Here is a 25,559-nt window from a genome sequence, read left to right as displayed (position 1 = left end):
GCACACCCCATGCCGGCAGTCGGTTCCGACGTCGTCATCGCGGGCATCGGCGAAACCCCCGTCGGTCGCCTGCCCGGCTGGTCGCCGGTCGAAATCCAGGCGGCGGCGGTTCTCGCGGCGCTGCGCGACGCGGGCTTCGCCCTGTCCGATCTCGACGGGCTGATCAACCTCGATCCCTACGCCACCCCCAACAGCATGTTCTCGTCCACGCTGGCCGAGCATCTGGGCGTGGCGCCCCGCTTCGCCTGCACGGTCGATGTCGGCGGCACCGTCACCGGCATGACCATGCTGCAGCAGGCGGTCTGGGCCATCGAGAGCGGCTATTGCGAGGTGGCCGCCTGCGTCTATGGCGAGAACGCCCTGACCGGCCGCCCCGTCGGCGCCCAGGGCCTGCACATGCACAATCTGCTGGGCGGGGAGGAGTGGGAGGAGCCGTTCGGCCTGCACGGCATGGTCATCCCCTACGCCCTGCTCGCCCAGCGCTATCTCGACCTCTACGGCGCCACCGACGCGGATCTGGCGGCGGTCGCCCTGGTCACGCGCCGCCACGCGCTGCTCAACGACAACGCGCAGATGCGCAAGCCGATGACGCTGGAGGATTACCGGGCCAGCCGCCTCATCAGCAGCCCGCTGCGCCTGCTCGACTGTTCGCTGGTGTCGGACGGCGGCGGTGCGCTGGTCCTGACGCGGGCCGGACGGGCGCCGCAGGGCCGCGGCCGCGGCGTCGCCATCCGCGCCATCGGCATGAAGACCACCCACAATTCGGTGGCCCTGATGCCGGACATTCCCGGACTGGGGATGGCCGCCGCCGGTGCCGACGCCTTCGAGGCTGCCGGGTTGGGGCCGGAGGACATCCAGATCGCCAACCTGCACGACGCCTTCACCATCTCGGTCCTGGTGACGCTTGAGGCGCTGGGATTCGCCCGGCCGGGGGAGGGCGGGGCGCTGGTGCGCTCGGGCGCCATGGATCTCGGCGGCCGTTGGCCGCTGAACTCGCATGGCGGCCTGCTGTCCCAGGCCCACATCGGCGGGATGCTCCACATCACCGAGGCGGTGCGACAGCTGCGCGGCGAGGCCGGGCGGCGGCAGGTGGAGGGCGCGCGCCGGGCGCTGGTCAGCGGCAACGGCGGCATCTTCTCGGTCTGCGGCGCCATGATTCTGGAGAAACCCTGATGCTGGATCTGCTCGCCACCCCGCCGAACCCGACCGGGGCCAGCGCCCCCTTCTGGGATGCCTGCGACCGGGGAGAACTGCTGTTCCCCAAATGCGGACGCTGCGGTCATCTCTTCTACTACCCGCGCCGGCATTGCCCGCTCTGCGGCGACACCGCGCTCGGCTGGCAGCGGATGTCGGGCCGGGGCACCGTCTTCTCGCACAGCCATGTCCATGTCGCCTTCCAGGGCGGGGCGTGGGACGGCCAGCTTCCCTACACGGTGGTGCTGGTCGATCTGGCCGAAGGCCCGCGGATGCTCAGCCGGCTGATCGGCGGCGATGCCGCGGCCGTGCGGAGCGGCGATGCCGTGTCCGTCGTCTTTCCCCAGATTGATGAGCGCCGATACCCCTTCTTCGAACGCGCCGCCGCCGGCTGAACCGGCGGTGGAACCCACCCGCGGACAACGACCATAAAAACAGGAGGAAACCATGCGCTTCGTGAAACGGCTGGCGGCCGGCGCCGCAGCATTGGGCATCGCAGCACTGGCGATGACCGGCCCGACCCCGGCCGCCGCCCAGACGGCGGAGCCGATCCGGATCGGCGTGCCGCTGCCGCTGACCGGCGTGCTGGCGGTGGGCGGCCAGACCATCCTGGCCGGCGTGCAGTTCGCGGCGGACGAGATCAACGCCGCCGGTGGCCTGCTGGGCCGTCCGGTCTCCCTGCTGATCGAGGACACCAAGAGCGAGCCCAACACCGCCGCCACCATCGCCTCCAAGATGGTGACCGAGGACAAGGTCTACGCCTTCGTCGGCGGTTACGGCAGCACGGCGGACTTCGCGCTGCTGTCCAGCATCAAGCGCTACAAGCCGCTGTTCATCCACACCGGTTCCTCGTCCGTCCGGCTGGAAAAGACCTTCGGTACCGAGGACTGGTACCATCACGTCTACATCTGGGATTATCACCGCCAGAAGGCGGCTTCGAGCTTCCTCGCCTCCATCGACCCCAAGGTCAAGACGGTGGCTCTGGCCTATGAGGACGGGCTTTACGGCGCCGACGCCGCCAAATATGCCGAGGAATATCTGACCAAGGCCGGGATCAAGCTGGTGATGAAGGAGCCGTTCAAATCCGGCTCGCCCGACTTCTCGCCGGTGCTGACCCGCGTCAAGTCGCTGAACCCCGACGCCTTCTTCTCCGTCGGCTATTCGGGCGACAACCTCCAGCTCGTCCGCCAGATGAAGAGCCTGGGGATCAAGCCGAAGCTGACCATGGTGGTGTCGGCCGGCGACCGCCGCGCCGACTATGGCGACATGAGCGAGGGGCTGACCATGATCACCGAATGGTCCACCGCCGACCGCACCCCGGCCGCCGCCGAGCTGATCCGCAAGGTGGAGGCCAAGGGCCAGACCATCGCCCCCGTCTTCCCCCAGGGCTATGTCGGCATGATGACCTTGGCCAAATCCATCGAAAGCGCCGGCACGCTGGACCAGGACAAGGTGCGCCAGGCACTCTCCACCGCCACCTTCGACACCCCCTACGGCAAGATCGGCTACCGGCCGTCGGAAGGCGGCGGCCTGCACCAGCTTCTGTCCGACGAGACGATGGTCATCGTCCAGCACCGCAAGGAGGGCGAGGAGATCGTCTATCCGGCGGCCAAGGCGAGCGGCACGCTCGTCTATCCGGCCCCGTGAGATGACGGTCCGCTTCGAACGGCGCGGAACGGTCGGGCTGATCACCTTGGCGAAGCCCGACCGCCACAACGCGCTGGCCGCCGATCTGGTGGCCGACCTGCTCGCCACGCTCGACCGGCCCGAGGCACGCCAGGCCTCAGCCCTGGTCATCGCCGGCGACGGCCCGTCCTTCTGCGCCGGGGCCGACATCGGCGACCTGCTGGACGCCGGCTGGATAACGCCGGCACCCAGTGGGACGCCGCCGATTGGGCCGACGCCGATGGACCTGTTCGAGCGGCTGGACGGTTATTCCCGCCCGACCGTCGCCGCCGTCCATGGCCGGGCGCTCGGCGGCGGGTTCGAGCTGACGTTGTGCTGCGATCTGGTGGTCGCGGCGGCGGACGCCGTCTTCGCGCTGCCCGAACTGGGGCTGGGGGTGGTGCCCAACACCGGGCTGGCGCGGCTGGCCCAGATCGCCGGCCCGCGCCATGCCCTGGACCTGATCCTGACCCGCCGCCGCATCGGGGCAGAGGAGGCGGCAGCATTGGGACTGGTCTCCCGCGTCGTCCCGCCCGGAAACGCCGTGGACAGCGCGGTGGAGTTGGCACGGGCCATCACCGACGGTGCGCCGCCGGGGGCCATCGCCACGATCAAGCGCGCGGTGCGCCGCGCGGCGCCGCTCGACTGGACGGCAGTGCGGGCGATGTTGGCCGAAGTGCCTCCCGGCGAATGGACGGAAGGGCTGGGAGCCTTCCGCGACCGACGGCGGCCCGACTACAGCGATTTCTGGAGGACATCGGATGCGTGACGCCAAATCCTTCCAGGTCTTCGACCTGCATCACCATGTCGGCTCGCTCGACATTGTCGGCGGCGGCGCTTCGGGCGGTATGACTGCAGATGCCAAGCAGCGGATCGCCTTCATGGACCGCAACGGCATCGCCCAGGCCCTGCTGATGCCATCCAACGGCTATCAGGCCCCGAACGGCATCGCCGACACCCGCCGCGTCAACGATCAGGTCGCGGAGTACCGCGACCGCTGGAGCGACCGTTTCCCGGCGGCGCTCGCCACCGTTTCCCCGCTGGAAGGGGACGCGGCGCTGGACGAGATCGACCGCTGCATCCAGGTTCTCGGGATGAAGGGCATCGTCTGGCACCACCGGTTCCAGGGCTGCGCCATCGACCATCCGCGCATGGACGCGCTGCTGGAGCGCGTTCGTCATCACGGCGTGCCGGCCTTCATCCACATCATCGGCGATTCCAAGCTGGAATCCCCTTGGAAGCTGGAGGTTCTGGCCGAACGCTTCCGCGATGTCCAATTCGTCGCGCTGGACGCCTTCTCGTCTCCCGATTTCGCCCATTGGATGCCGCACATCGCCCGGCGCCATCCGAACATCCTGTTCGACACCGGGGTGATGGTTCCGGTTTCCCACATGATCGAGCGTTTCGTGCGCGAGGCGGGAGTGCAGCGGCTGCTGCTGGGTACGGATTTCTACTCCTCGCCCAAACTGTTCAGCGTTCCGTTCCCCCTGCTGGAAATCCTCGCCTCCGACCTGACCGATGGGGATTGCGCGGAGATCCTGGGCGGCAACGCCCGCCGCCTGCTGGGGCTTGCCTGAGGAGCCGGCCCCGGCGGTCGCATCGATCTGCCGCCGGGGCCGCGCACGTCACTCCGGTACGGAGCCTTTCACCACGACGCGCATCAGCACGCGGCGGTGCTTGCCCATCTCGAAGTTGGCCGTGGCCCGGTGCAGCAGGCAGCGGTTGTCCCAGAAGACGAGATCGCCGTGTTGCCAACGGTGGGTATAGACGAAACGGTCCTGCGTCGCGTGCTCCAGCAGCTCTTCCAGCAGGGCGCGTCCCTCTTCCTCCGGCAGGCCCTCGATGTGGGAGCTGTACATGCCGATGTAGAGGCTCTTGCGGCCGGTCTCGGGATGGGTGCGGACCAGCGGATGGGCAATGGGCGGAGCGGCGGCAATGTCGTCTTCGGTCGGTGGGGCGCTGCCGGTGTAGCGGCGCATGAATTCCAGGCTCTGCACCGACTTCAGTCCGTCGATCCGCCGGCGCGTGGCCTCCGGCAGGGCGTCAAAGGCGGCGGTCATGTCGGCGAACTGCGTGTCGCCGCCGTTCGGCGGCAGTTCCACCGCCTGCAGCATCGTCAGCAGCGATGGCTCGCGGAGGAAGGACTTGTCTGTGTGCCAGAAATAGTTGGAGCTGATGAAGGGCTTGGCCACCGGGTTGCCGGCAGCATCCAGGTTGGTGATGGTGTGGACCGCGTCCCACTTCGACCCGTCGGCCAGCCGGATCATGTGGCCTTCGATGGGGCCGAACAGCTCGGCGAACCGGTACATGCGCTCCTTGTCCAGCGACTGGTTGCGGATCACCAGCAGATGATGGTCGCGGAAGGCCGCGCGAACCGCCTCAACCGTCCCGCCGTCGAGCGGCCGGGACAGGTCGAGCCCGTCGGTCTCCGCCCCGATGATGCCGTCGAGCGGTATGAACAGGGAGATGGGGCGGTTTGAGGTATCGGCCGGAGAGGCGGCTTGCGCATGGAGGCTGTTCATTGGGACGGTTCCTCTTGCAGGGCGGGATGGTTTTCAGAGTGGACGGCGGCAGGCCCAAAGGGCGGCGCGCGTCAGGATTTGGCGGTGCACCGGGTGTTCCAGGGACGCACGGTCATGGCCCAGCGTGTCGGCCACTGCCCGGCCCCGGCCGACGTCGCGCGCCCACAAGGCGGGCCAGGCCCCTCCCTCCTCCGACGCCACGATCGCCAGCGGTTGGACGCCCTCGGCCAGATCAAAGTCGCCATAAGCCTCATCGGTGACCGTGAAGGGCGGCAAGCCGGCGGTCAGGGGATGGGGCGCGTTGGTAGGGACCAGGGTGACCGGGCCGCGCGGCGGATGGGCGGAGCGGCCCCACACCCAGGCCCCCCCCAGCAGATCCCTCCATTCCGCCCAGTCGTCGAAGCAGATCAGCGCAGTGTGCAGCCCGAGCAGCCCGCCTCCGCCGGTGACGAAGCGCGAAAGCCGCTCCCGTCCGGCCTGCGACAGCGAAAAGGCCCAGCGCTCGCGATGCGGGGCGTATTTCTCGCTGCCCAGCATCCGCCAGCGCAGCGCATAGACGGTGAGCAGGTCGAAGCCGCCCCGATCCAGCGCCTCCAGCCCGCCTTCGATGTCGTCGGTGACGGTCGAGACAGCCCCAGCATCGGCCAGGATCCGGTCCAGCACCGGAGCCGCGTCGGCGAAGGGATGGCCGATGCCACCGGTCAGGATCAGGTTGCGGATCGCCCCGCTCATCGGTCGCCCGCCGGGGGCTTGACCGCCGGCGCGCGGCGGGGCAGGTGCATCTTCAGGCTGAAGGAGACGCCGCCGTCGACCATCAGATGCTGGCCGTGGATGTAGCGCGCCCGGTCCGAGGCCAGGAACAGCACCGCGTCGGCGACATCGTCGGCGGTGCCGAGCGACCGGGCGGGCACGGCGGCGCCGCGCACCGCGCGCACCTCCGCATCCGCGTAGATCGGCGCCGACATGCCGGCGTCGATGAAGCCGGGGGCGACGGCGTTGACCCGCACGCCGCGCGGCGCCAGCGCCAGCGCCAGATGTTCGGTCAGCAGCGCCACCGCCGCCTTGGTGGCCGGATAGGCCCCGGCGTCCGGGCTGGGGGCGACGGCGTTCAGCGAGGTGATGTTGACGATGGCCCCCGATCCGCGATTCGCCATCCGCCGCGCCACAGCGCGGGTGACGATGAAGGTGCCGGTCAGGTTCACGTCCACCACGCGGCGGAAATCGGCGACGCTGTGCTCCAGCAGGTCGCCGAAGCGGACGATGCCGGCGTTGTTGACCAGCAGGTCGGGTCCGTCGCCGAACGCCTCGGTCATCGCGGCGACCACCGCATCGATCTGCGCCTCGTCGGTCACGTCGGCGGTGAAGGCCAGGGCGCCGGGGATCCGCGCGGCCTCCACCTCCAACCCGGCGGCATCGAGGTCGAGCAGCGCCACGCGGTATCCTTCGCCGGCCAGACGGCGCGCGATGGCCGCGCCCAATCCGCCGCCGGCTCCGGTCACCAGAGCGGTTTTGGTCATGTGATCCTCCCGGGAAAACGGGTGTTGGACGTGGATTGAGCCGGCCTCATAGCGTGCTCTGCACGACGCCGCCATCCACCGGGATGGCGGTGCCGGTCAGGTAGCTCGCGCGTTCGGATGCCAGGAAGACGATCAGGTCGGCGACCTCCTCGGGTCGGGCGAAACGGCCGAGCGGGATGCCGGCGGCGATGCCGGCCGCAGTATCTTCCGCGGTCCGGCCCTGGGCGGCGGCACGGGCGCCGACCACCTGGGTCATGCGGTCGGTCGCCGTCCAGCCGGGACAGACGGTGTTGACCAGGATGTTCTCCGGCGCCAGCTGCGTCGCCATCGTCTTGGCCCAGCCCAGCGCCGCCAGCCGCAGGCTGTTGGACAGCATCAGCTCGCCGATCGGCTGCTTGACGGAATAGGAACTGATGTTGACCACCCGCCCCCAGCGCTGCCGGCGCATGTGGGGAAGCGCGGCGCGGGTCGCATTGACCGCCGACATCAGCGTCAGGCGGAAGGCGTCCTCCCAGTCGGCACCGCTCAGCTCGTCGAAGGAGCCGGGTTTCGGACCGGCGGCGTTGTTGACCAGGATGTGAATGGTGCCATAAGCGTCGGCAACCTCACCGACCAGCCGCTCCACCGCCTCCGGGTCGCCAACGTCTGCCGGCACCGCCAGCACCGGGCCGCCGGCCGCCTCCAGAAGCGCCCTCGCCTCCTCCAGCCGGCCGGAGTCGCGGCCGCAGATGGCGACGACGCAGCCTTCGCGCGCGAACCCCAGCGCCGCCGCCCGTCCGATGCCCTGGCTGCCGCCGAGCACCAGCGCGACCTTGCCCTTCAGTCCCAAATCCATCGCTGTGGTCTTCCTTGTTCCGGATGCGGCGGCCCGTCAGCCGCGCGGACGCTTGCTGACGACGGTTCCGGCCTCGGGCTGGAAATAGCTGCGCTCGGGCTTGTAGGTGCCGCTCGCCACGGTGATGCCCCAGCTTCCTTCCTCCAGCGCCATGAAGCCGTGGATGTCGGTGGGCGGGGCGATCACCACGCTGTCGCCCGGCTCCAGCACGCGGTCCTCGACCACGGCTAGGTCGGCCCTGCCGGGAACCGAGCCGTCGTCGCGCCGCTCATAGACGGTGTGCTTCACCCGCCCCCGATAAATCGCCATGCTCTCCCAGTTGCCGTGGTCGTGGACGGCGATAGGCTGACCCTCGGGCAGTTCGAACAGCAGGATCGACAGGTCGCCGTCATAGTAGAGGTACTGGGAGTTGGCGACGTGGTTGCCGATGCGCGGCACGCCGGCCGTGCACAGGTCGGGGCGGGCGGCGAGCGCGGCCAGCGGTTCGCGCAGCGCCGCCGTCAGGTGGGCGGTGTCGTGTCCGTGCGTTTCGATCGACCGGATCACCGCCTGGGCGCAGGCGCGGATGGCAGTGCCGGTCTCGGGGCTGGCGGCCATGGTGGTTCCTCCTGAAAGGCCTCTTGAGAGGCGGTGCTCAGAGCGCCGCCAGCAGGCGGCGGGTCGCGGCAACGGCGCGCGCCACGCGGGCCGGCGCGTCCATCGTCCGCGCCAGGGTGGCGGTCGGAATTTCGAGGGCAAGCGGCAGCCCGGGCGGAAGCGCGCGCAGCAGCCCGGTCAGGTCGATGCCGCCGTCGCCGGGGAAGAGCCGCTCCTTCACCGCCGTGTGCAGCAGGGAGTCGCGGTCGGTCCCATGGTCGCGCGGGGCGTCGCAGAGATGCATGTAGGCGAACAGGCCGGGCGGGATCGCCGCCACTTCGGCCGGCGTGCCGCCGGAGCGATCGTAATGCAGCGCGTCGAGCGCGATGCCGATATTCGGGCGCCCCACCCGGCCGATCAGCCGGGCGGCGGCGGCGGCGCTCGGCACGCTCATCCAGGACACGAACTCGAACTGCACGGTCAAGCCGAAGCCGGCGGCATCGTCACACAGCCGTCCGAGCCTTGCCGCCAGCCGCCCCCCGTCGGGGTCGTCGCCGGTCGCCAGCACATGGCGGGCACCCAGCTCGGCCGCGGCCTCCAGGAAGGGGCGGAAGGCGTCGAGGTCGGTGTGGGGCAGGACGCGGGCGGTGTTGGCGTCGAGTGCCGTGACGCCGCGGTCGGCCATGCACCGCTTCATCTCGCGCCGCAGGGCGGGGTCGGCCAGCAGCGGCATCGGATCGCCGTCGGGCTGGCCGCCCAGCAGGCGCAGGCCGACATGGGCGCAGCCCTGGTCCGCCGCCACCGTCACCATGTCGGGCGGCGACAGTTCCGGCACCGTGTAGTAGGAGAGCGACAGCGGATTCATGCCGCGCCTCCCGCCGCCTCGAGGGGAGACGGAGCCGGACGGACGCCGCCATATTGTGCCCAGGTGCCGGCGACGTGCCATCCGGCATCCACCACCAGATTGACGCCGGTGATCGCCGACGCCCGGTCGGAAGCAAGGAACTCGATGCTCTCCGCCACCTCGCGCGGCTGCACGATCCGGCCGAGCGCCGTGAATTCGGCCGGATCGGCGGCATAGCGGCCCGACCGGATCCGTTCAACCACCCGCGGCACCAGCGTCGAGCCGGGCGAGACGCAGTTGACCCGGACCCCGGCGCGCCCCCACTCACCGGCGAGGTTGAGCGTCAGGCTGACCACCCCCGCCTTGCTCGACGCATAGGCATGGACCGGCACCGAACCGATGGCGGCAATCGACGCGATGTTGACGATGCTGCCCCGCGCCTGCCGCGCCATACGAGTGCCGAAGGCGCGGTTGGCGTAATAGGTGCCGGTCAGGTTGACGTGGACCGTGCGCTCCCACACCTCCAGCGGCAGCTCGGCCGGCGGCAGCACCGGCTGAAAGACGGCGGCGGCGACCACCAGCGCACCGACCGGACCATGCGCCACCTCGATGGCGGCGGCCGCCCGCTCCACCGCATCGGCGTCGGCGATGTCAAGCGCCAGCGAGACACCGCCGAGTTCACCGGCCACCCGCTCCGCCGCCGCCGGGTCGAGGTCGGCGACGGCCAGCCGCCAGCCGCGCGACGCCATCAGCCGGGCGGTCTCTTCGCCGATGCCGTTGCCGCCGCCGATGACGACGGCCAGCGCGCCACCCGTGGTCGATATCTGCGGTTTCATGGCGGAATACCCCGTCATTTGCGCAGATCGGCAGCGAGGAAGGAGTCGTCCAGCACCTTCGACCAATCCACCGGGCCGGACCACTCGCCCATGCGCTCCATGCCCTTGACCCAGATGTTCAGGGCATCCATGTCAAAGTCGCCCTGGCTCCAGTACTTGATCGCCGCCATGCGCTTCATTGAGGTGGTTGCGACCTCAATCGGCAGCGTGTCGCCATAGCGCTTGGCGACCATCTTCGCCGCCTCTTCCGGGTTCTCGTAGATGAAGTTCACCGCCGAGCGCCAGGCGGCGAGCAGCCCGCGCAACTGGTCCGGGCTCTTGCGCATGAAGTCGCCGGTGGCGACGCCCACGGTCGGCGTCATCGACGGCAGGTTCTCCAGCGAGAAGGCGACCTTGTAGCGGTCCTTCCGGGCGCTGTAGAGCGGCTCCAGGATCAGCGCCGCATCCACCCCGCCCTGCTCCAGCGCCGACAGGCCCGAGCCGACCGATCCCAGCGCCACCATGTCGGCCTTGCCGGGATAGCCGGCCGCCTCGAAGGCCATGACGACCATCAGCTCGCTCGACGATTTCGGCGCGGTGATGCCGACCTTGCGGCCGACCAGATCCTTGACCGAGGAAACGCCGCTGTCCAGCCGCGTCACCCACAGCAGGTCGTCCACTCGGCGGATCGCGGTGTGGACGATGCGGATGTCCATGCCCTGCCTGATGCCGGCCAGAGCGGTGGAGGTGCTGACGATGCCGTAGCCTAGCCCGCCGCCCACCATGTTGCGGATGCCGGTGCCGCCGCCAACCGAACTCATCACGTCGGTGACGTCGACGCCGTTCTTCTTGTATTCGCCCCGCTCCAGCGCCACGGCGATCGGGGCGGTGTTCAGCAGAGCGCCGTAATGGGACGCCATGATCTCCAGCGCATGGGCCTGCGGCGCCGAGGCCAGAAGGCCGCCGATCAGCGGCACCGCCGCCAGCGCGCGGGTCAGGAAATGGGTGATGGTCATGGCGTCCCTCCGTTATGGGTTTTGTCTTTTCTCAGCAGGCGGCGGGCGTTGCCGGCCAGCGCCGGCGACACGGCGCCGTGGTGTCCGTCCTCCGGCTGGTCCCAGCCGGCGAAATTGGTGCCGAAGACCAGCCGGTCCGGCCCAACCACCTGCGTCAGCAGCGCCAGCGCCCGGTCGTCGTTCAGGTGCGTGTCGAACCACAGGCGCGACAGCATCTCCTCGAAGGCCCCGTCCTTCTTCATCGACTGGCTGGCCCAGGGCCGCTTCATGCCGGCCTGCGCCAGCCGCCCGGCGGTGAAGGCGGCCGCACCACCGCCATGGCTGATCCAGACATCCAGCCGGGGATGGCGCTCCAGCACGCCGCCGAAGATCAGGGTGGCGACGGCGATGGTCTCCTGCGCGGCGAACCCGATGATGACGTCGAGGTCGAAGCGCTTCAGCGCCGGATCGCCGGGCGGACCGTCGATGCCGGCCGGGGCCGGATGCAGGAACAGCGGCACGTCCAGCCGGACGAACGCCTCGTAGAGCCTGTCGAACGCCGGGCTGTGCAGCGGCTCGCCCGCGAATTCGGTGCCGGTCGCCGCCCCCCACAGCCCCAGTTCGCCGACGGAGCGCTCCAGCTCCTCCGTCGCCGCACGCGGATCCTGCATCGGCAGGGCGGCCAGCCCGCCCAGCCTGTCGGGATAGCGCGCGACCAGTTCCGCCAGCGCGTCGTTGTGCCGGCGGCAGAAGGAGACGGCCGAGGGCACGTCGATGTGGTGGAAATAGTTCAGCGGACTGGCCGACAGCACCTGGAAGTCGATACCGGCCTCATCCATGCGGCGCAGCCGCAGCTCCGGATCGGTGAAGGGGCTGTTCAAATGGCGGACGCCGCTCAGCCGGTAGTTGCCGACGCGGTACCAGGGCTGGCCGTTCTCGTCGACGCCATGCTCCGGCCCGTGGATGCCGGCGGCGCCGTTGGTGGCCTCCAATCGGACATGGGCATGGACGTCGATCAGCTTCGCAGTTTCGATGGGCATGAGAAGGTCCTTTCCGCCGGGCGGGCCGGCGGCCGGGAAGGAGGTGACAGGCGAAGAGGACGCTCGAAGGCGGGTGCCGCTCAGGCGACCCGGTGCATCCGGTTGTCGAGCGCGAGCAGCGCGCTGTTGACCGCCAGGGCGAACAGGCCGATCAGCACGGTGACGCTCATCATCGTCGCGGTGTCGTTGACGCTGATGCCGTTCATGATCATGAAGCCCAGCCCGCGCTTGGAGGCGAACATCTCGCCGACCATCACGCCCAGCAGGGTGATGGAGAAGCTGATGCGCAGGCCAGTTACGATTTCCGGGACCGTCGCCGGCACCAGGATCGCGGTCAGCGTCTGCATCCACGTCAGCCGCATGGCCCGGGCCGATCGCCGCAGCACCGGGTTCATGGCGCGGATGGCCCCCATCGTAACCAGCATCATCGGGATGAAGCCGTGCAGGGTGCCGAAGGCGACCTTCGCCGGCATGCCCAGGCCGAACAGCAGCAGGATCACCGGATAGAGCGTGACCTTGGGAATCGCGTAGAGGGTGACGAACAACGGCTCCAGAACGTCCGACAGCGACCGGTTGGCACCGATCAGCACACCCGCCAGCCCGCCGCCGATGCAAGAGATGAGCAGCGACAGCCCCAGCGCCTTCGCCGTCTCCGCCACGTTTTCCCAGAAGGACGGGTTGCCGAACAGGACCATCAGCCGGTTCAGGGTAACGGCGGGCGATGCCAGGGCCTCATCCCCCGCGAGCCCGTGGAACAGCTGCCAGCCACCCAGGATCAGCAGGGCGATAACAGCGGCGGCCACCAGCTTCTCCCCGCCCCCGGCGGTGTCGCGGGCGGCGCCGACACGGCCGGCGCCGGAGCGGTGGCGCACCCGCTGTTCCGCCCAGTGCAGCAGCACCGTCAGGCTGGACACGAAGACCACCACGAACAGCAGCAGCGCGTACATCGTTCGGTCCTGGAGATTGTTGTACGCGAAGGCGATGGAGTAGCCGAGCCCGCTGCCGGCCAGGATGAACTCCGCCCCGATGACGCCGGTCACCGAATAGCTCAGCGCCAGCTTCACCCCGGTGAAGATGTGCGGCCCGGCGGCCGGAAGCTGGATCAGCAGCGCGTCCTGCACACGGTCGAGGCGGTAGGTGCGTCCGACCTTGCGCAGCACCGGCGGGATGCGGTCCAGCCCCGACAGCGTCGCCGTCACCATCGCCATCACGGCATAGAGGAAGCCCATGGCGATGATCGGCAGCGCGTTCATGCCGAGCAGAACGATGAACAGCGGATACAGCACGAAGAACGGCAGGGCGTAATAGCTGGCGATCAGCGGCTCGACCGCCCGGCGGACCCGCGGCAGGGCGTGGAGCGCGACGCCGCCGGCGAAGCCCGCGACCATCGCGGCGACGGCGGCGGCGAGGATGTTGCGCAGGGTGAAGCCGATCTGCGACCAGAACCCGTCGGTTCCCATCAGACGGACCAGTTCGGCAAGCATCTCCGACGGCGGGATCATGGTGCCGCGCCCGACATAGCCCAGGCGGCAGGATGCCTCCAGCGCCAGGACAGCCGCGGCGGTGATCAGCAGGCGCTGGATGCCGGCCCGCGTCATCCCACGACCCTCCGCTGGCTGGCCATCGCCTTCAGCGACTCTTCGCGCAGCGTGTTCCACAGGCGGGTGGTGACGTCACCGAAGGCGGGTTCGGCGGCGATGGCGCTGGTCCGGTCGCGCGGCCAGCCGGTCTCGACGATCTCGATGAAGCGGCCGGGACGCGACGACATAACACCGATGCGGTCGGACAGCATCGCCGCCTCGTCCAGCGCGTGGGTAATGAGCAGGACGGTCGCCCCGCTGGCCCGCCACAGCCGCAGCAGTTCGTCGCCCATCAGCAGGCGTGTCTGCTGGTCGAGCGCGCCGAACGGCTCGTCGAGCAGGACAAGGCGCGGACGCATCACCAGAGTGCGAGCGATGCAGACACGCTGGCGCATACCTCCGGACAATTGGTTGGGATAGGCGTCGGCGAAATCGTTCAGACCCATGAAATCAATGGCATGGCTTACGCGGTCCTCCGCCTCGGCGCCACGGAAGCCGGCGCGGCGCAGGCCGAAGCCGATGTTGTCGCGCACGGACAGCCAGGGGAACGACGCATCCTCCTGGAACACCACGCCGACCCCGTCGGGAACCGTGCCGCGCACGCGCTTGCCTTCGAAGGTGATCGTACCGTCCGTGGGGCTGCTCAGCCCGGCCAGCACGTCGAGCAGCGTGGATTTACCGCAGCCGGACGGCCCGACGATGGAGAAGAACTCTCCTCGGCGCAGTTCCAGATCGACCGGCCCCAACGCATGGATCGCCGATCCGAAGATGCGGGTGACACCGGTCATCACCGCATGGCTTCCTGCCGTCAGACCGTTGGGACCCGGGGCGCGGCCGAACGGTATGGGCTGCGCCGGATGGGACCCGCCTGCCGGATCCTCGGGGACCGGTGCTCTTTCTGACGATAGACCACGCATGGGCTGCATCTCCCTCCCGGTGTCGGGCGTTCCGCCTGAATTCTGTTTGTTTTGTAAGCATACAAAAGCAGCCCGCCGGCTCTGTCTAGGACAGCTTTGGACCACCCCCATACAAAAATTGTTTGTCCTCCCCCGCCGCCGATGCGAGGCTTCGGGACCATGCCCGGGGCGTACCGACCTGCCTGCCGTCGCTCCGATACAAGCGATGTGAACGGCCGCAACGGCCGCCAAAGCAATGGATCCCGCAGATGCGCAGCCGCCAGCTGGAAAGTTTCATCCTCGTCTGCGAATTGGGCAGCATCAGCAAGGCGGCGCTGGCGTTGAACATCGCGCAGCCGGCGCTGGGTGTGCAGATCAAGGCGCTGGAGAGAGAGTTCGGCGTGCCTCTGCTGGTCCGCACCGTCACCGGGACCCACCCCACCCCGGCCGGCCTCCTCTTCCTGGAAGAGGCGCGGCTGATGGTGCGCCGCCTGCAGGATTTAAAACGCTCGTTGCGCGAGGTTGCCGGACAGGTTCCGAGAACGCTGGCCGTGGGACTGACCCCCAGCCTGTCGGGGCTTCTGGCCGGCAGGTTGATGGAACGGCTGCACGGCGCCCTGCCGGGGGTCGAACTGAAACTGTTCGAGGAACTAAGCCACTCCCTTATCGGTCATGTCTCCTCGGGCAAGCTGGATCTCGCGCTGGCCTACACGGTGCCGCGCAGCCGCATGCTGCACCGGGAGCCGCGGCTGAACGAGGCGTTGTGCCTGATCACCCATCCGGGCTCGCAGTTCGACGGGATCGGTCCGCTGTCACTGGCTGCCATCGCCGACGCCGAACTGGCGATGCCGAACGAGGGCGATCTGGTCCGGCGTCTGGTCACCGGCGCGATGACCGCGCGCGGGCTGGTGCCGAACGTCGCCTTCTCGCTGGAATCGATGCAGGCGATCAAGGACATGGTCCGGCGTGGACTGGCCTGCGCGATCCTGCCGCACAGTGCCGTCGCGGAGGACGTCCAGACCGGCACCCTGGTGATCCGGCCGATCTGCGACCCGGCACTGATGCGCACGCTGTTCCTCATTCATCCCACCGGAAGCGAAATGAATGCCGCCACGTCACAGGCGCTGCGCATCATCGACGACCTGCTGGACGAGTTGAGGCACGAGGACTCGAACTTCACCGTCGCGACGGAGCAGGATTGACGGTTCCATCAGGTCTCGCGCCAAGGTGAGCGAGTGGGCGCAGAGAGCCCGTCCTCCGGCTCCGTGTTGGTCAGGCGACAGCGAGCAGGTCGGCAAGGCACCGTCAATTTGTCGGCGCCGGTGATGGTGGCGGGCGCGGTATGACCAGGAATGCCCGGTGGACAAAGGTGATTACGCGGCCAGGGGCACGCCGGCCACCTCGGCCGAGGCGGCGAAGGCTTGGGCTCGGGCGGTGCGGTACTCGGCAGCGGGGCGACGGTAGCGGCGGAGGTGGACGAGGTTGTTGATCGGGTCGTGAATGGAGAGGAATCGCTGCACCTGCCGGGGTGACTTGAAGCGCTTCATCTGCCGCTCGCGTCTGCGCGTCGGCTGATGGCTGGTCTCGGCCCGGTTGTTGAGGCCCTTATGCTGGCGGTGCTCGCTGCGCAGCTTCAGGGCCTTCTTGGAGGCTGCGTAGGACTTCAGCTTATCGGTGATCAGCACCCGCGGCGCCCGGCCCTGCCTCTTCAACAGCTTGCCCAGCAGACGCTTGCCCGCCTTCGTGTCGCGCCGGCTTTGCACGAGCACGTCGAGAACAAAGCCGTCCTGGTCGAGCGCCCGCCACAGGTCGTGCTTCTTGCCGGCGACGCTGATCACGACTTCATCCAAATGCCACGTGTCGCCGCGCGCAAGGCGCCGTTGCCGGATGCGGGTGGCGATCTCTCGGCCGAACTTCAGGCCCCATTAGCGCACGGTTTCATGGCTGATCGTGAGACCACGCAGCCCCACCATCTCCTCGACCATCCAAAGGCTCAGCGGAAAGCGGAAGTGCAGGTACACCGCGTAGCTGATCACCTCGGCAGGGAAGCGGTAGCCGGCGTACATCGCATCGGGGCGCGTCGTCATGCCGGCCCCATACCGTCACCCAGGCGCCCCTGCCAGCCCGAACTTGACGGTGCCGATTCCACCATTTCCCGCCCATGCCAAGGGCAACGAGGTCCGGTTTCCTCGTGGAGAGGCATCACCGTCCAAAAACGTTAGCCTTCTCGGACACAAGCCGTAGCTTTACAAACTATTAAAAGAAAAGGGAATTTACGGCATCAGGCCGAGCCTCTTCCGGACAGCGGCTTTGAAGCCTATTTCCACACGCATCTTGGACCGACCCGCACTCGGCTCTCGGCGACATCACCCCGGACCAGGCCGAGTTTCGAGCCGCTTGACCCGGTGTCCATTCTGCCGGGGAAGGTCACTTGGGGTTCACGCCGACGTTGGCGACGCTCGGGATCGGTCTCCGTCCCTACTGTCAGCTAGCGACCCCTGGGTCGTCAGCTCAGACTTGGCGCGAAACCTGACGGAACCCCGTGTTCCGCGGCAGCCGGCAGGTGTCGGCAATCTGCCGCTGGCTGGCACCGAACTCATCCCACAGACGAAGGAATTCTCCGATCCGTCGCATGTCCGACCTTGCTCGAAGCTTCCCTATCCTCCTTGACCTGTGCCGAGGAAGGATCATGGACATATCAAAGGCTGGTTCGGCCCCCGACACCACCCCTACGTGTGGGCGAATTCACGGAAACGGACGGGTGCTTTCCGCTGAAATATGCATCTGTGGGGGCGAATGCCGAATGACTGAGCTACTCGACCACGGCCATGGCCTAAGCCTGAGGTCAGAGATGACGGAACCGGCTTGACCGTACGAGCAACCAATGGTCGATTGCCTGGCCCTGCCACTCACACTGTCCAGGCCGTTCATGAACATCGACAGCGCCGCCGGCCGTTCCGCCGACCCTTCTAACAACTGCCCGGCGGCCATTCGGACTGAGAACCCTGAGGTGAAAGACGCGCGGGCGAAGAACTCAGCCCTGCATCACCCGCTGCTGGTCGCCGTCAGCTTGGTGCTGGTGGCGCTGAACCTGCGGCCGGCGCTGTCGAGCCTTGCGCCGGTCATGGGCGATGTGGTGCGCGACGCCGGCCTGACGTCTGGGCAGGCAGGCCTGCTGACCACCTCACCCGTGCTGTGCCTCGGCCTCTTTGGAGTGGTGGCTCCACATCTGGCCCAGCGCTTCGGTACGGAACGGATGATATTCATCATGCTGTTGATTCTGGGAGGTGGCGTCGCCCTCCGCGGGGTCGGCAACTTCGCCGCGCTTCTCGCGGGGGCAACGCTGGCAGGTGCTGGGATCGGCATCATCGGCGTGCTTTTGCCCGCTGTGGTGAAGCGTGATTTCCCTCAGAAAATCAGTTTGATGATGGGTGTTTACACCATGGCGCTCTGCGCCGGGGCAGCGACCGCCGCTGGGACGACGGTGCCGCTTGAGGGCGCCTTGGGGCAATGGACCGGCGCCCTCGCCTTTTGGGCGGTCCCGGCCGTGGTGGCGGCGTTGGCTTGGCTGCCGTTGGCACGTGGACGCCAGAGCGCGACCGGACCCGGCAGCCCGTCAGTGCGCGGCCTGTGGAGCAACGGGCTGGCTTGGCAGATCACCCTGTTCATGGGGCTGCAATCGGCATTGGCCTACATCGTGTTCGGCTGGATGGCGCCGATGCTGCGCGACCGCGGGTTTGATCCGACGACGGCCGGATTGATCGTTTCCGGCTCGATCATGGTTCAGGTGGCGGCAGCGCTGGTCGCGCCCATGCTGGCGACGCGCACCCCGAGCCAGAGCCTCGCCGCCGTCTCGATGCTCGGCTGCAGCCTGGTCGGCATGGTCGGCTGTCTCTACGCGCCACTCGGCACCATCGCGCTGTGGGCAGTGATTCTTGGGATAGGACAAGGCGGGGCCTTTGCCGTCGCGCTGACCCTGATCGTGCTGCGCTCGCCCGACAGCCGCACCGCTTCGCACCTGTCGGGCATGTCGCAAAGCGTTGGCTACACGCTGGCCTCAGCCGGTCCTTTCTTGGTTGGGCTGCTGCATGGCTGGAGCGGCGATTGGCACGCCTCCACCCTGCTCTTCGTCGCCATTGCCGTGCTGGCGGGCGTCTTCGGCTTTCTCGCCGGCCGCCCCCGCCAGCTCCGCGTCTGATCAAGCGCTCTGCGAACGGCAGAGCGCTTCCGGCATCGCCCCCGTCGCCATCCGCTCAGTCATAGTGCGTCGGGCGGCGGCCGCGCGGGGCCGCGAAGGGCGAGATCGACCGGTGCAGAAACCGGCCATCGCCTGCCCTGCCAGTCTGGACGCCCTTGTCGATGATGACAGTGCCGCGCAGCAGAACGGTTTCAGGCCAGCCCGTCACCTCCATCCCCTCATAGGGCGTGTAATCGGCTCCGTGGTGCATCAGTTCCTGGGTGATCGTCACCTTGCGGTCGGCATCCCACAGCACGAGGTCGGCATCCGCCCCAATCGAGATGCTGCCCTTCCGTGGAGCGAGGCCGTACATGCGGGCGTGGTTGGTGGATGTGAGGGCGACGAACTCCTGCAGTGAAATCCGCCCCTTCCCTACCCCTTCGGAGAACAGGATCGGCAGGCGGACCTCGACGCCGGGGATGCCGTTGGGAACCCATTTGAAGGCCGTCCGCTCGCCCTGCTTCTTCTTGCCGGCGGGGCTGTCGAAGCGGAAGGGGCAATGGTCGGAGGAGAAGACGGAGAACAGCCCGGATTGCAGGCCGGTCCAGCAGGCGTCCTGGCTTTCCTTGTCGCGCGGCGGCGGGCTGCAGACGTATTTGGCGCCCTCCATGTTCAGTCCCTTCAGGTCGTCGGCCGTCAGGGTCAGATACTGGGTGCAGGTTTCGGCATAGACCTTCAGTCCGCGGCTCTGCGCCCAGCGGATCTGTTCGATGGCATCGGCAGAGGAGACGTGGACGATCATGATCGGCACGTCGACGATCTCGGCGAAGGAGATGGCGCGGTGGGTCGCCTCCCGCTCCACCGGGATTGGGCGGGATTCGGCATGATAGTAGGGATCGGTGCGGCCGGCGCGCTCCAGCCGCTCGGTCAGGAACTTGATGGCGTCATAGCCTTCGGCATGGACCATCACCAGCGCCTTCTCGCGCCGGGCGACGTCGAACACCTCCAGAAGCTCGCGGTCGTTCAGCTTCAGGTCGTCATAGGTCATGAAGACCTTGAACGACGTGTAGCCGTCCTGGACCAGGGCGGGCAGTTCCTGCCCCAGGACCTGCTCGGTGGGGTCGGAGATGATGAGATGGAAGGAATAGTCGGTCAGGCACTGGCCTTCCGCCCGCGCGTGATAATTCTGCACCGCGGCGCGCAGCGACTGGCCTTTGGGCTGCAGCGCAAAGGGAATGACCGTCGTGTTGCCGCCGAAGGCCGCGGACAGCGTGCCGCTGCGGAAATCATCGGCCATGATCGTGCCGTCATCGCCGTCCTGCGCGATGTGGACGTGACTGTCGATGCCGCCCGGCATCACCAGCTTGCCGGAGGCGTCGAGGACCGCTCCGGACGTGTCGAGCCGTTCGGCCAGGGCGACGATGCGGCCGTCCTTGATGCCAATGTCGCAGCGGCTGACATCGGCGGCCGTGACCACCGTTCCGTTGCGCACCACCAGATCGAACTCAGCCATGTGCCTTATCCTGTTCCAGATGTGATCGGTCGGTCATCCTTTGGTCTTCCTGGCGCTCACCGCGCCTGCGGCATGGCCCGGCCGAGCGCCTCGATGAGACGGTCGACCTCGTCGAGCGTGTTGTAGTGGACCAGTGAAACGCGGATTACCCCGTTGACGGCGGCCAGCCCCAGCGTCTCGATCAGGCGCTTGGCATAGAAATCGCCGAAGCGGATGCCGATCATCGATGCATCGACCGCGCTCACCACCTCGTCCGACCGGTAACCGTCCACCACGAAGCTGATGGTCGGCACCCGCAGGGTCCGATCGGCTGCGGAGTGGCCGATGACTGTCACATCGTTGCGTCCGCACAAATAGGCGAGCAGCCGCTCGGCAAGCGCCTCCTCATGGGCGGCGATGGCGTCGAAGGCAGCCTCGATCTTGGCCCGGCGCGGTCCCGTGGCGCCGCAGCGCTCCCCCAGCTCCGCAAGGTAATCGACGATCCCGGTGCAGCCGACGGCGAGTTCGTAATTCACGTTGCCAGGCTGGAGCTTGTAGGGGATCACCGAGCGGTCGATGAAGTAGTGGTTCAGGCTGGGCAGTGCCGCCAGATGCTCGTGCTTGCCGTAAAGTACGGCAAAATGCGGACCATAAACCTTGTAGAAGCTGAAGACATAGTAATCGACATCCCAGCCGGCCACGTCCACCGCGCGGTGCGGGGCATAGGCGACGGCGTCGACCAGCAGCTTGGCGCCGTGCCGGTGCACCAGCCGGGCGATGTCGGCCACCGGATTGATGGTGCCGAGGATGTTCGAGGCATGAGTGACGCAGACAAGCCGCGTGCGTCCGTTCAGCAGAGGCTCCAGGTCGTTCAGCGACAGCTCCAGGCTGTCGGGGCGGACCGCCCAGGTCCGGATGACGGCGCCCTTCTCCTCCAACTTGCGCCAGGGGCCGATGTTGGCCTCGTGATCGCAGTTGGTGATGACGATTTCGTCGCCGGGCCGGATCTGTTCGGCCATCGCCGTCGACAGGGTGTAGAGCAAAGCCGTCGTGCTCGGCCCCATCACCACCTCGTCCGGCCGGGCGGCGCCGATCAGATCGGCGATGTCGGCATGGGCGTCGGCGACCCGTGCGCCGGACTGCCGCGATACGGCGTAGCTGGCCCCTAACTGGACATTACTGGTCAGCAGATAATCCCGGATGCGGTCGGCGACACGCGTTAGGGTCTGGGAACCCCCGGCATTGTCCATGAAGATCCAATCGCCGGCGAGCGCAGGGAACTGGGAGCGGACAAAGGACAGATCGAGCGGGGAGGACGTCACGTTCGACACGGGTTCAGTTCCTTCGGTCAGGTCGTCGCGGTCTGGTCGGCGACCAGCAGCGGCACGGACAGGGAGACGACGCGGCAGTCGGCGTCGGGATCGGGAGCGCGCCACATCATCATGGCGAAGTCGGCGGTCTCGTCGAGTGCCACAAGCGGACAGTGCCAGACCCCGCCGGCATAAGTGATCGCCTGATCGGGACCGGCAATGAAGGCGCGGGCTGTTTCGGGATCCGGTTCGCCATCGGCATCGGCCAGGGCGGCCACCACCAGGAAGCGTCCGCCGGTCATGGGGACGAATGTCTGGCTGCTGAGCGGGTGCTGCTCCATCGCCGTCACGGTGAAGGGCAGGCGCGACGGCGTGAGGCGATAGAGCGCCAGCACCGGCGGCAGCGGTTCGCCGGCGAAGCCCAGCCCATGCTCGGCGTCATAGCGGATGCCGCGCCCGTCATTGACCAGGGACGATCTGCCAAGGCCGGCGGCGAGCACGGTACCGAACGGCGCGAAAACCTCGCCGGTCAGCGGCACCGGCGGGATGCTCCGGAGGGCACTCAATGGTTCAGCACCGCTTGCAGGAAGGCGCGGGCACGCTCCTCCTTGGGCGCGGAGAAGAAGGCGTCCGGCTTGGCCTCTTCCACGATCTGGCCGCGCTCCATGAAGATCACGCGGTCGGCCACGCGGCGGGCGAACCCCATCTCGTGGGTGACGACCACCATGGTTACGCCGGTGCGGGCCAGCGACTGCATGACGTCGAGCACCTCGCCGACCATCTCCGGGTCAAGCGCCGAGGTCGGCTCGTCGAACAGCAGGATTTTGGGCTCCATCGCCAGCGCGCGGGCGATGGCGACGCGCTGCTGCTGGCCACCCGAAAGCTGGCCGGGAAATTTGCCGGCCTGTTCGGCGATGCCGACGCGGGTCAGCAACTCCATGGCCCTGTCCTCCGCGGCCTTCGGCGTCAGCTTGCGCACCCGGATCGGCGCCAACGCGACGTTGCGCAGCACGGTCATATGGGGAAACAGGTTGAAGCTCTGGAACACCATCCCGACCTCGCTGCGGACGGCCGCCAGATTGGGGCCGGGCCGGACGGCGACGTCGTCCACCAGAACGGTTCCGCCGTCGTAGGTCTCCAGAAGGTTGATGCAGCGGATCAGGGTCGATTTGCCCGAACCCGAGGGGCCGAGCAGAACGACGACCTCGCCTTCCGCGACATCGAGGTTGATGTCGGACAGGGCGCAGAAGCTGCCGTACATCTTGCGCAGGTCGCGGATGGAGATGATCGGCCGGGCGGCGGACGGTGCGGGCGCGGCCACGCCCCGTTCCCCCGTTTGCATATTCTTGGTCTGCATCTCAGCGGCGCTCCCGGGCAAAATGTCTTTCCAGCGAGCCCACGGCGCGCACCATCGGCAGGAGCAGGAGCACATACAGCGCGGCAGCGCCGATCAGCGGCGTCGGATTCGCCGCCAGTGCCTGGGCCTGGGTCGCTTGCTTCAACAGGTCCGGCATCGCGACGACGGAGGCGAGTGCCGTGTCCTTCATCACGTTGATGCAGTTGCTGGTCATCGGCGGGATGACGACGCGGACGGCCTGGGGCAGGATGATGTCCCCCATCATGCTCCAGTAGGACAGGCCCAGCGCCTGACTGGCCTCGAACTGGCCGCGGGGGATCGCCTGGATGCCGGCCCGCAGGATTTCCGCGCTGTAGGCGGCGCTGACCAGAGACAGGGCGGTGGTGGCGGACGCGAAGGGGGAAAGTCGGATTCCAACGAACGGCAGGGCGTAATAGACGATGACCAGAAGCACCAAGATGGGAATGGCGCGGAACAGGTCGATGTACAGCACCCACAGTCCGCTCAGGGTCGGCGGGCCGTAAAGGCGCAGAAGAGCGAGGATCAGGCCGCCGATGAGGCCGAGCGCGATGCTGAGAATCCCCAGCGTCAGCGTCGTCCCCAGCCCCATCAGCAGGAGCGGCAGCGCATCCCACAGCACCCTTCCGTTGAAGAAGGTGTCAATCAAGTCCATGAGAGAATGTCCAGGCATGGGCCGGGTCCAGGCCGTAAGGCGACGGCCCGGAGGCTACGGCCGGGCATGACACCGCTCGGGCGCCACGTCCCCGGCCATTAGGTGCAATTGCGGGGAGACGGTCCGCGTTCAGGACTTCTTCGGAATGTCGAGAACCTTGACGGTGCTGCCCTCGGCCTCGGGTTTGACGCCGAACCACTTCTCATGCAGGGCCGCCAAAGTTCCGTCCTTCTTCATCGCGGTGATCTGCTCGTTGACGGCGGGTAGCAGCGGGCTGTCCTTGGCGAACATCACGGAATAGCGCTCGCCGGTCGGGATGCGCTGGACGACTTTGAACTGCGGCTTGTCCTTGGTGTAGTAGAGCAGGGCCGGAATGTCGCTGATGTAGCCGTCCAGGCGCCCGGCCCCAAGATCGAGCATGGCCGGCTGCAGCCCCTCATAGCGGCGGACGTCGCCGAAGCTGTATTTCGCCTGGTTCTGGTTGGCCCACATGTCGCCGGTGGAGCCGGTGTCGACGCCGAGCGACTTGCCCTTCAGGTCCTCGACGCTCTTGAGCGGGGTGTTCGCCCGCACGGTCAGCGACTGGTCGCTGTCATAATAAGGCTGGGCGAAGGAGACCGAGTCCAGGCGCTTGTCGGTGATGGTGATCGACGAAATCGCCATGGCGATCCGACCCGACTGGACGGCGGAGAACAGACCGTTGAAGGGGATGTTGACGATCTCCACGGTTTTGCCCAGGCGCTTGGCCGCCTCGTTGACCACATCGATCTCGAAGCCGACGAACTTGCCGGATGCGTCTTGGAACTCCCACGGGACATTGCCGATGTTGGCGCCGACGGCGAGGTCGGCGGCGTGGGCCGGTGCGAAGTTGCCCCAGACGGTGGCCGTCGCCGCCGCGAGGAGAGCGAATTTGAGAATCTGTCTGCGCATGGCTGTACCTGCATCTCCCTGCATGGGTGGGTGAATGCCTGACGCGAATCCCTGAAAGCCGGTGGTATTTTTCTTTGGTCTGATAGGCCGGACCGGTCTGACCAGTTGGATTGCACGCCCTTTCTGAGCTATTGTCAAGGCGTCGCGTGGGGCACCCCGGCAAGAACAACGACAGACAGGGATCGGCAGGATGCGTGGACGGCTGTTGGTGCCACAGGCGGCGGTCGAGAAGATCCGCCAGATCATCGACGAACAGGGGCTGCGTCCGGGCGACCAGTTGCCGCCCCAGCGCGAGCTTGCCGAAAGGCTGAGCATCAGCCGCGCGTCTCTGCGCGAGGCACTCTCGGCACTGGAGACCCTTGGCTTGATCAGGATCGAGGTGGGGCGTGGCGTCTTCCTGACAGATGGAAAGCCACCGGACCCGGTCGCCGCTTGGCGGTTCGCCGACCTCTATTCGCCCCGCGAAGTCTACGAGGCGCGCTTGGCGTTGGAACCACAGGCCGCCCAACTGGCCGCTATCGCCCTGCCCGACACCGCACTCGAAACGCTTTCCAGCACGCTGGTCCGGATGCGCACCGCCTTCCAAGCACATGACTTCGCACAAGCCGGATTGGAGGACAGCAATTTCCACCGCCTGATCGTTGAAGGCTGCGGCAACCGCATGTTCATGGACCTGTTCCGAACGGTTGATGCCGTGGTTGCGGAGATCCAGAGGCTTCCTTTCGCGCAGGAGGACCGCGTTTGGGAAACCCTGGAAGAACACGAACGGATTCTCGAGGCTTTGCGATCGCGTGACTGCCCCCGCGCCGCTCAGGCAATGTCTGACCATATCACTGGCGCAGCGGAACGGCTCGGCATCCTATTGGGTACAGGAGCCGGCTCGAGATCGGATACTCGGCAGCCCCCCGCGGAGCGGTTCGGTTGCAACTTTTGACGGTGTTCGCGGAGGGCATTACCACGTAAACTGCGGAGTTGGCGAGCCCAAGCTGCCCCCATCCGCGCCGTCGCCTTCAACCTGGACTGTGGATCGACGTCCAATCACGGCCACACGGAATGATGGTTTACATCGTTGATTTCGATAGAAAAATCCCACTGCAGAGGACATTGGTGCGAAATTCGTTGGAAGCTGGCGATGTCGCGG

Annotated in this window: 25 protein-coding genes and 1 pseudogene; 8 read left to right on the top strand and 18 right to left on the bottom strand. The window is 67.6% G+C overall.

Annotated elements, in window-relative coordinates; translation table 11 throughout:
* The first annotated feature begins 9 nt into the window (after positions 1–9).
* From TSH20_RS00320 to TSH20_RS00300, 5 genes are read left to right on the top strand one after another with little or no spacing between them, the layout of a single operon-like run.
* Complete coding sequence (locus TSH20_RS00320) at positions 10–1,173, top strand: thiolase family protein (protein ID WP_109072840.1); 1,164 nt, start codon at positions 10–12, stop codon at positions 1,171–1,173.
* Entirely contained in the window at positions 1,173–1,589 is a 417-nt protein-coding gene (locus tag TSH20_RS00315; protein WP_109072839.1) for a Zn-ribbon domain-containing OB-fold protein, read from the top strand. Before TSH20_RS00320 ends, TSH20_RS00315 begins: the two co-directional genes overlap by 1 nt.
* Before the next feature lie 52 nt (positions 1,590–1,641).
* Positions 1,642–2,841 (top strand): amino acid ABC transporter substrate-binding protein, encoded by a 1,200-nt coding sequence (locus TSH20_RS00310; protein WP_109072838.1) that lies wholly within the window; start codon positions 1,642–1,644, stop codon positions 2,839–2,841.
* A 1-nt stretch (position 2,842) separates the two neighbouring features.
* Positions 2,843–3,628, top strand: a complete 786-nt coding sequence (locus TSH20_RS00305; protein ID WP_109072837.1) for an enoyl-CoA hydratase/isomerase family protein — start codon at positions 2,843–2,845, stop codon at positions 3,626–3,628.
* Entirely contained in the window at positions 3,621–4,436 is an 816-nt protein-coding gene (locus tag TSH20_RS00300) for an amidohydrolase family protein (RefSeq protein WP_109072836.1), read from the top strand. Before TSH20_RS00305 ends, TSH20_RS00300 begins: the two co-directional genes overlap by 8 nt.
* 48 nt (positions 4,437–4,484) lie before the next feature.
* Here TSH20_RS00300 and TSH20_RS00295 read toward each other — a convergent pair whose 3' ends face one another.
* The 11 genes from TSH20_RS00295 to TSH20_RS00245 all read right to left on the bottom strand — a co-directional run bounded on the left by TSH20_RS00295 (position 4,485) and on the right by TSH20_RS00245 (position 14,371).
* Positions 4,485–5,381 (bottom strand): TauD/TfdA family dioxygenase, encoded by an 897-nt coding sequence (locus TSH20_RS00295; protein ID WP_109072835.1) that lies wholly within the window; start codon positions 5,379–5,381, stop codon positions 4,485–4,487.
* A 33-nt stretch (positions 5,382–5,414) separates the two neighbouring features.
* On the bottom strand, positions 5,415–6,113 hold the full coding sequence (locus tag TSH20_RS00290) for a ThuA domain-containing protein (RefSeq protein ID WP_109072834.1): 699 nt from the start codon (positions 6,111–6,113) through the stop codon (positions 5,415–5,417).
* Positions 6,110–6,898: an SDR family NAD(P)-dependent oxidoreductase gene (locus TSH20_RS00285; protein ID WP_109072833.1), complete on the bottom strand. Its 789-nt coding sequence runs from the start codon at positions 6,896–6,898 to the stop codon at positions 6,110–6,112. Before TSH20_RS00285 ends, TSH20_RS00290 begins: the two co-directional genes overlap by 4 nt.
* Positions 6,899–6,944: 46 nt before the next feature.
* Positions 6,945–7,733 carry an SDR family oxidoreductase gene (locus tag TSH20_RS00280; protein WP_109072832.1) on the bottom strand — a complete coding sequence of 263 codons (789 nt, stop codon included), beginning with the start codon at positions 7,731–7,733 and terminating at the stop codon, positions 6,945–6,947.
* Positions 7,734–7,769: 36 nt separating this feature from the next.
* Complete coding sequence (locus TSH20_RS00275; protein WP_109072831.1) at positions 7,770–8,330, bottom strand: hypothetical protein; 561 nt, start codon at positions 8,328–8,330, stop codon at positions 7,770–7,772.
* A 37-nt stretch (positions 8,331–8,367) separates the two neighbouring features.
* On the bottom strand, positions 8,368–9,174 hold the full coding sequence (locus TSH20_RS00270) for a sugar phosphate isomerase/epimerase (protein WP_158281924.1): 807 nt from the start codon (positions 9,172–9,174) through the stop codon (positions 8,368–8,370).
* On the bottom strand, positions 9,171–9,989 hold the full coding sequence (locus TSH20_RS00265) for an SDR family oxidoreductase (protein WP_109072937.1): 819 nt from the start codon (positions 9,987–9,989) through the stop codon (positions 9,171–9,173). Before TSH20_RS00265 ends, TSH20_RS00270 begins: the two co-directional genes overlap by 4 nt.
* A 14-nt stretch (positions 9,990–10,003) precedes the next feature.
* Positions 10,004–10,984 carry an ABC transporter substrate-binding protein gene (locus TSH20_RS00260; RefSeq protein WP_109072829.1) on the bottom strand — a complete coding sequence of 327 codons (981 nt, stop codon included), beginning with the start codon at positions 10,982–10,984 and terminating at the stop codon, positions 10,004–10,006.
* Positions 10,981–12,003, bottom strand: coding sequence for an amidohydrolase family protein (locus tag TSH20_RS00255; RefSeq protein ID WP_109072828.1), 1,023 nt, complete (start codon positions 12,001–12,003; stop codon positions 10,981–10,983). Before TSH20_RS00255 ends, TSH20_RS00260 begins: the two co-directional genes overlap by 4 nt.
* Before the next feature lie 80 nt (positions 12,004–12,083).
* The gene (locus tag TSH20_RS35505; RefSeq protein ID WP_247871331.1) at positions 12,084–13,601 is read right to left on the bottom strand and encodes an ABC transporter permease subunit; all 1,518 of its coding nucleotides are present in this window, start codon (positions 13,599–13,601) and stop codon (positions 12,084–12,086) included.
* Complete coding sequence (locus tag TSH20_RS00245) at positions 13,598–14,371, bottom strand: ABC transporter ATP-binding protein (RefSeq protein ID WP_169054887.1); 774 nt, start codon at positions 14,369–14,371, stop codon at positions 13,598–13,600. The genes TSH20_RS35505 and TSH20_RS00245 overlap by 4 nt, the downstream gene beginning before the upstream one ends.
* 377 nt (positions 14,372–14,748) lie before the next feature.
* Between TSH20_RS00245 and TSH20_RS00240 the strand changes: the two genes are divergently transcribed.
* Positions 14,749–15,681: a LysR family transcriptional regulator gene (locus TSH20_RS00240; RefSeq protein ID WP_109072826.1), complete on the top strand. Its 933-nt coding sequence runs from the start codon at positions 14,749–14,751 to the stop codon at positions 15,679–15,681.
* Positions 15,682–15,852: 171 nt separating this feature from the next.
* Here TSH20_RS00240 and TSH20_RS00235 read toward each other — a convergent pair.
* Positions 15,853–16,566 (bottom strand): annotated as a pseudogene (locus TSH20_RS00235) (IS6 family transposase).
* 797 nt (positions 16,567–17,363) lie between these two features.
* Between TSH20_RS00235 and TSH20_RS00225 the strand changes: the two are divergent.
* Positions 17,364–18,677: an MFS transporter gene (locus TSH20_RS00225; protein WP_247874411.1), complete on the top strand. Its 1,314-nt coding sequence runs from the start codon at positions 17,364–17,366 to the stop codon at positions 18,675–18,677.
* A gap of 55 nt (positions 18,678–18,732) precedes the next feature.
* On the opposite strand, the gene hydA is transcribed toward TSH20_RS00225, so the two are convergent.
* The 6 genes from hydA to TSH20_RS00195 all read right to left on the bottom strand — a co-directional run bounded on the left by hydA (position 18,733) and on the right by TSH20_RS00195 (position 24,418).
* Positions 18,733–20,169, bottom strand: a complete 1,437-nt coding sequence (gene hydA, locus TSH20_RS00220) for a dihydropyrimidinase (RefSeq protein WP_109072824.1) — start codon at positions 20,167–20,169, stop codon at positions 18,733–18,735.
* A gap of 56 nt (positions 20,170–20,225) precedes the next feature.
* Positions 20,226–21,479 carry a cysteine desulfurase-like protein gene (locus TSH20_RS00215; protein ID WP_199231972.1) on the bottom strand — a complete coding sequence of 418 codons (1,254 nt, stop codon included), beginning with the start codon at positions 21,477–21,479 and terminating at the stop codon, positions 20,226–20,228.
* Between the two features lie 17 nt (positions 21,480–21,496).
* Positions 21,497–22,024 (bottom strand): ureidoglycolate lyase, encoded by a 528-nt coding sequence (locus TSH20_RS00210; protein WP_109072823.1) that lies wholly within the window; start codon positions 22,022–22,024, stop codon positions 21,497–21,499.
* A complete protein-coding gene (locus TSH20_RS00205; protein ID WP_199231979.1) occupies positions 22,021–22,719 on the bottom strand; it encodes an amino acid ABC transporter ATP-binding protein in 699 nt (232 codons plus the stop codon). Before TSH20_RS00205 ends, TSH20_RS00210 begins: the two co-directional genes overlap by 4 nt.
* A 97-nt stretch (positions 22,720–22,816) precedes the next feature.
* The gene (locus TSH20_RS00200; protein ID WP_109072822.1) at positions 22,817–23,488 is read right to left on the bottom strand and encodes an amino acid ABC transporter permease; all 672 of its coding nucleotides are present in this window, start codon (positions 23,486–23,488) and stop codon (positions 22,817–22,819) included.
* Between the two features lie 129 nt (positions 23,489–23,617).
* The gene (locus TSH20_RS00195) at positions 23,618–24,418 is read right to left on the bottom strand and encodes an ABC transporter substrate-binding protein (protein WP_109072821.1); all 801 of its coding nucleotides are present in this window, start codon (positions 24,416–24,418) and stop codon (positions 23,618–23,620) included.
* Between the two features lie 190 nt (positions 24,419–24,608).
* On the opposite strand from TSH20_RS00195, the gene TSH20_RS00190 reads away from it, so the two are divergent.
* Positions 24,609–25,352, top strand: coding sequence for an FCD domain-containing protein (locus TSH20_RS00190; RefSeq protein ID WP_109072820.1), 744 nt, complete (start codon positions 24,609–24,611; stop codon positions 25,350–25,352).
* Positions 25,353–25,559 lie beyond the last annotated feature (207 nt).

Source organism: Azospirillum sp. TSH20 (assembly GCF_003115935.1).
Lineage (GTDB): Bacteria > Pseudomonadota > Alphaproteobacteria > Azospirillales > Azospirillaceae > Azospirillum.
The sequence above is the reverse complement of the archived record's forward strand: the minus strand, read 5'-3'. Positions and strand labels throughout refer to the sequence as shown.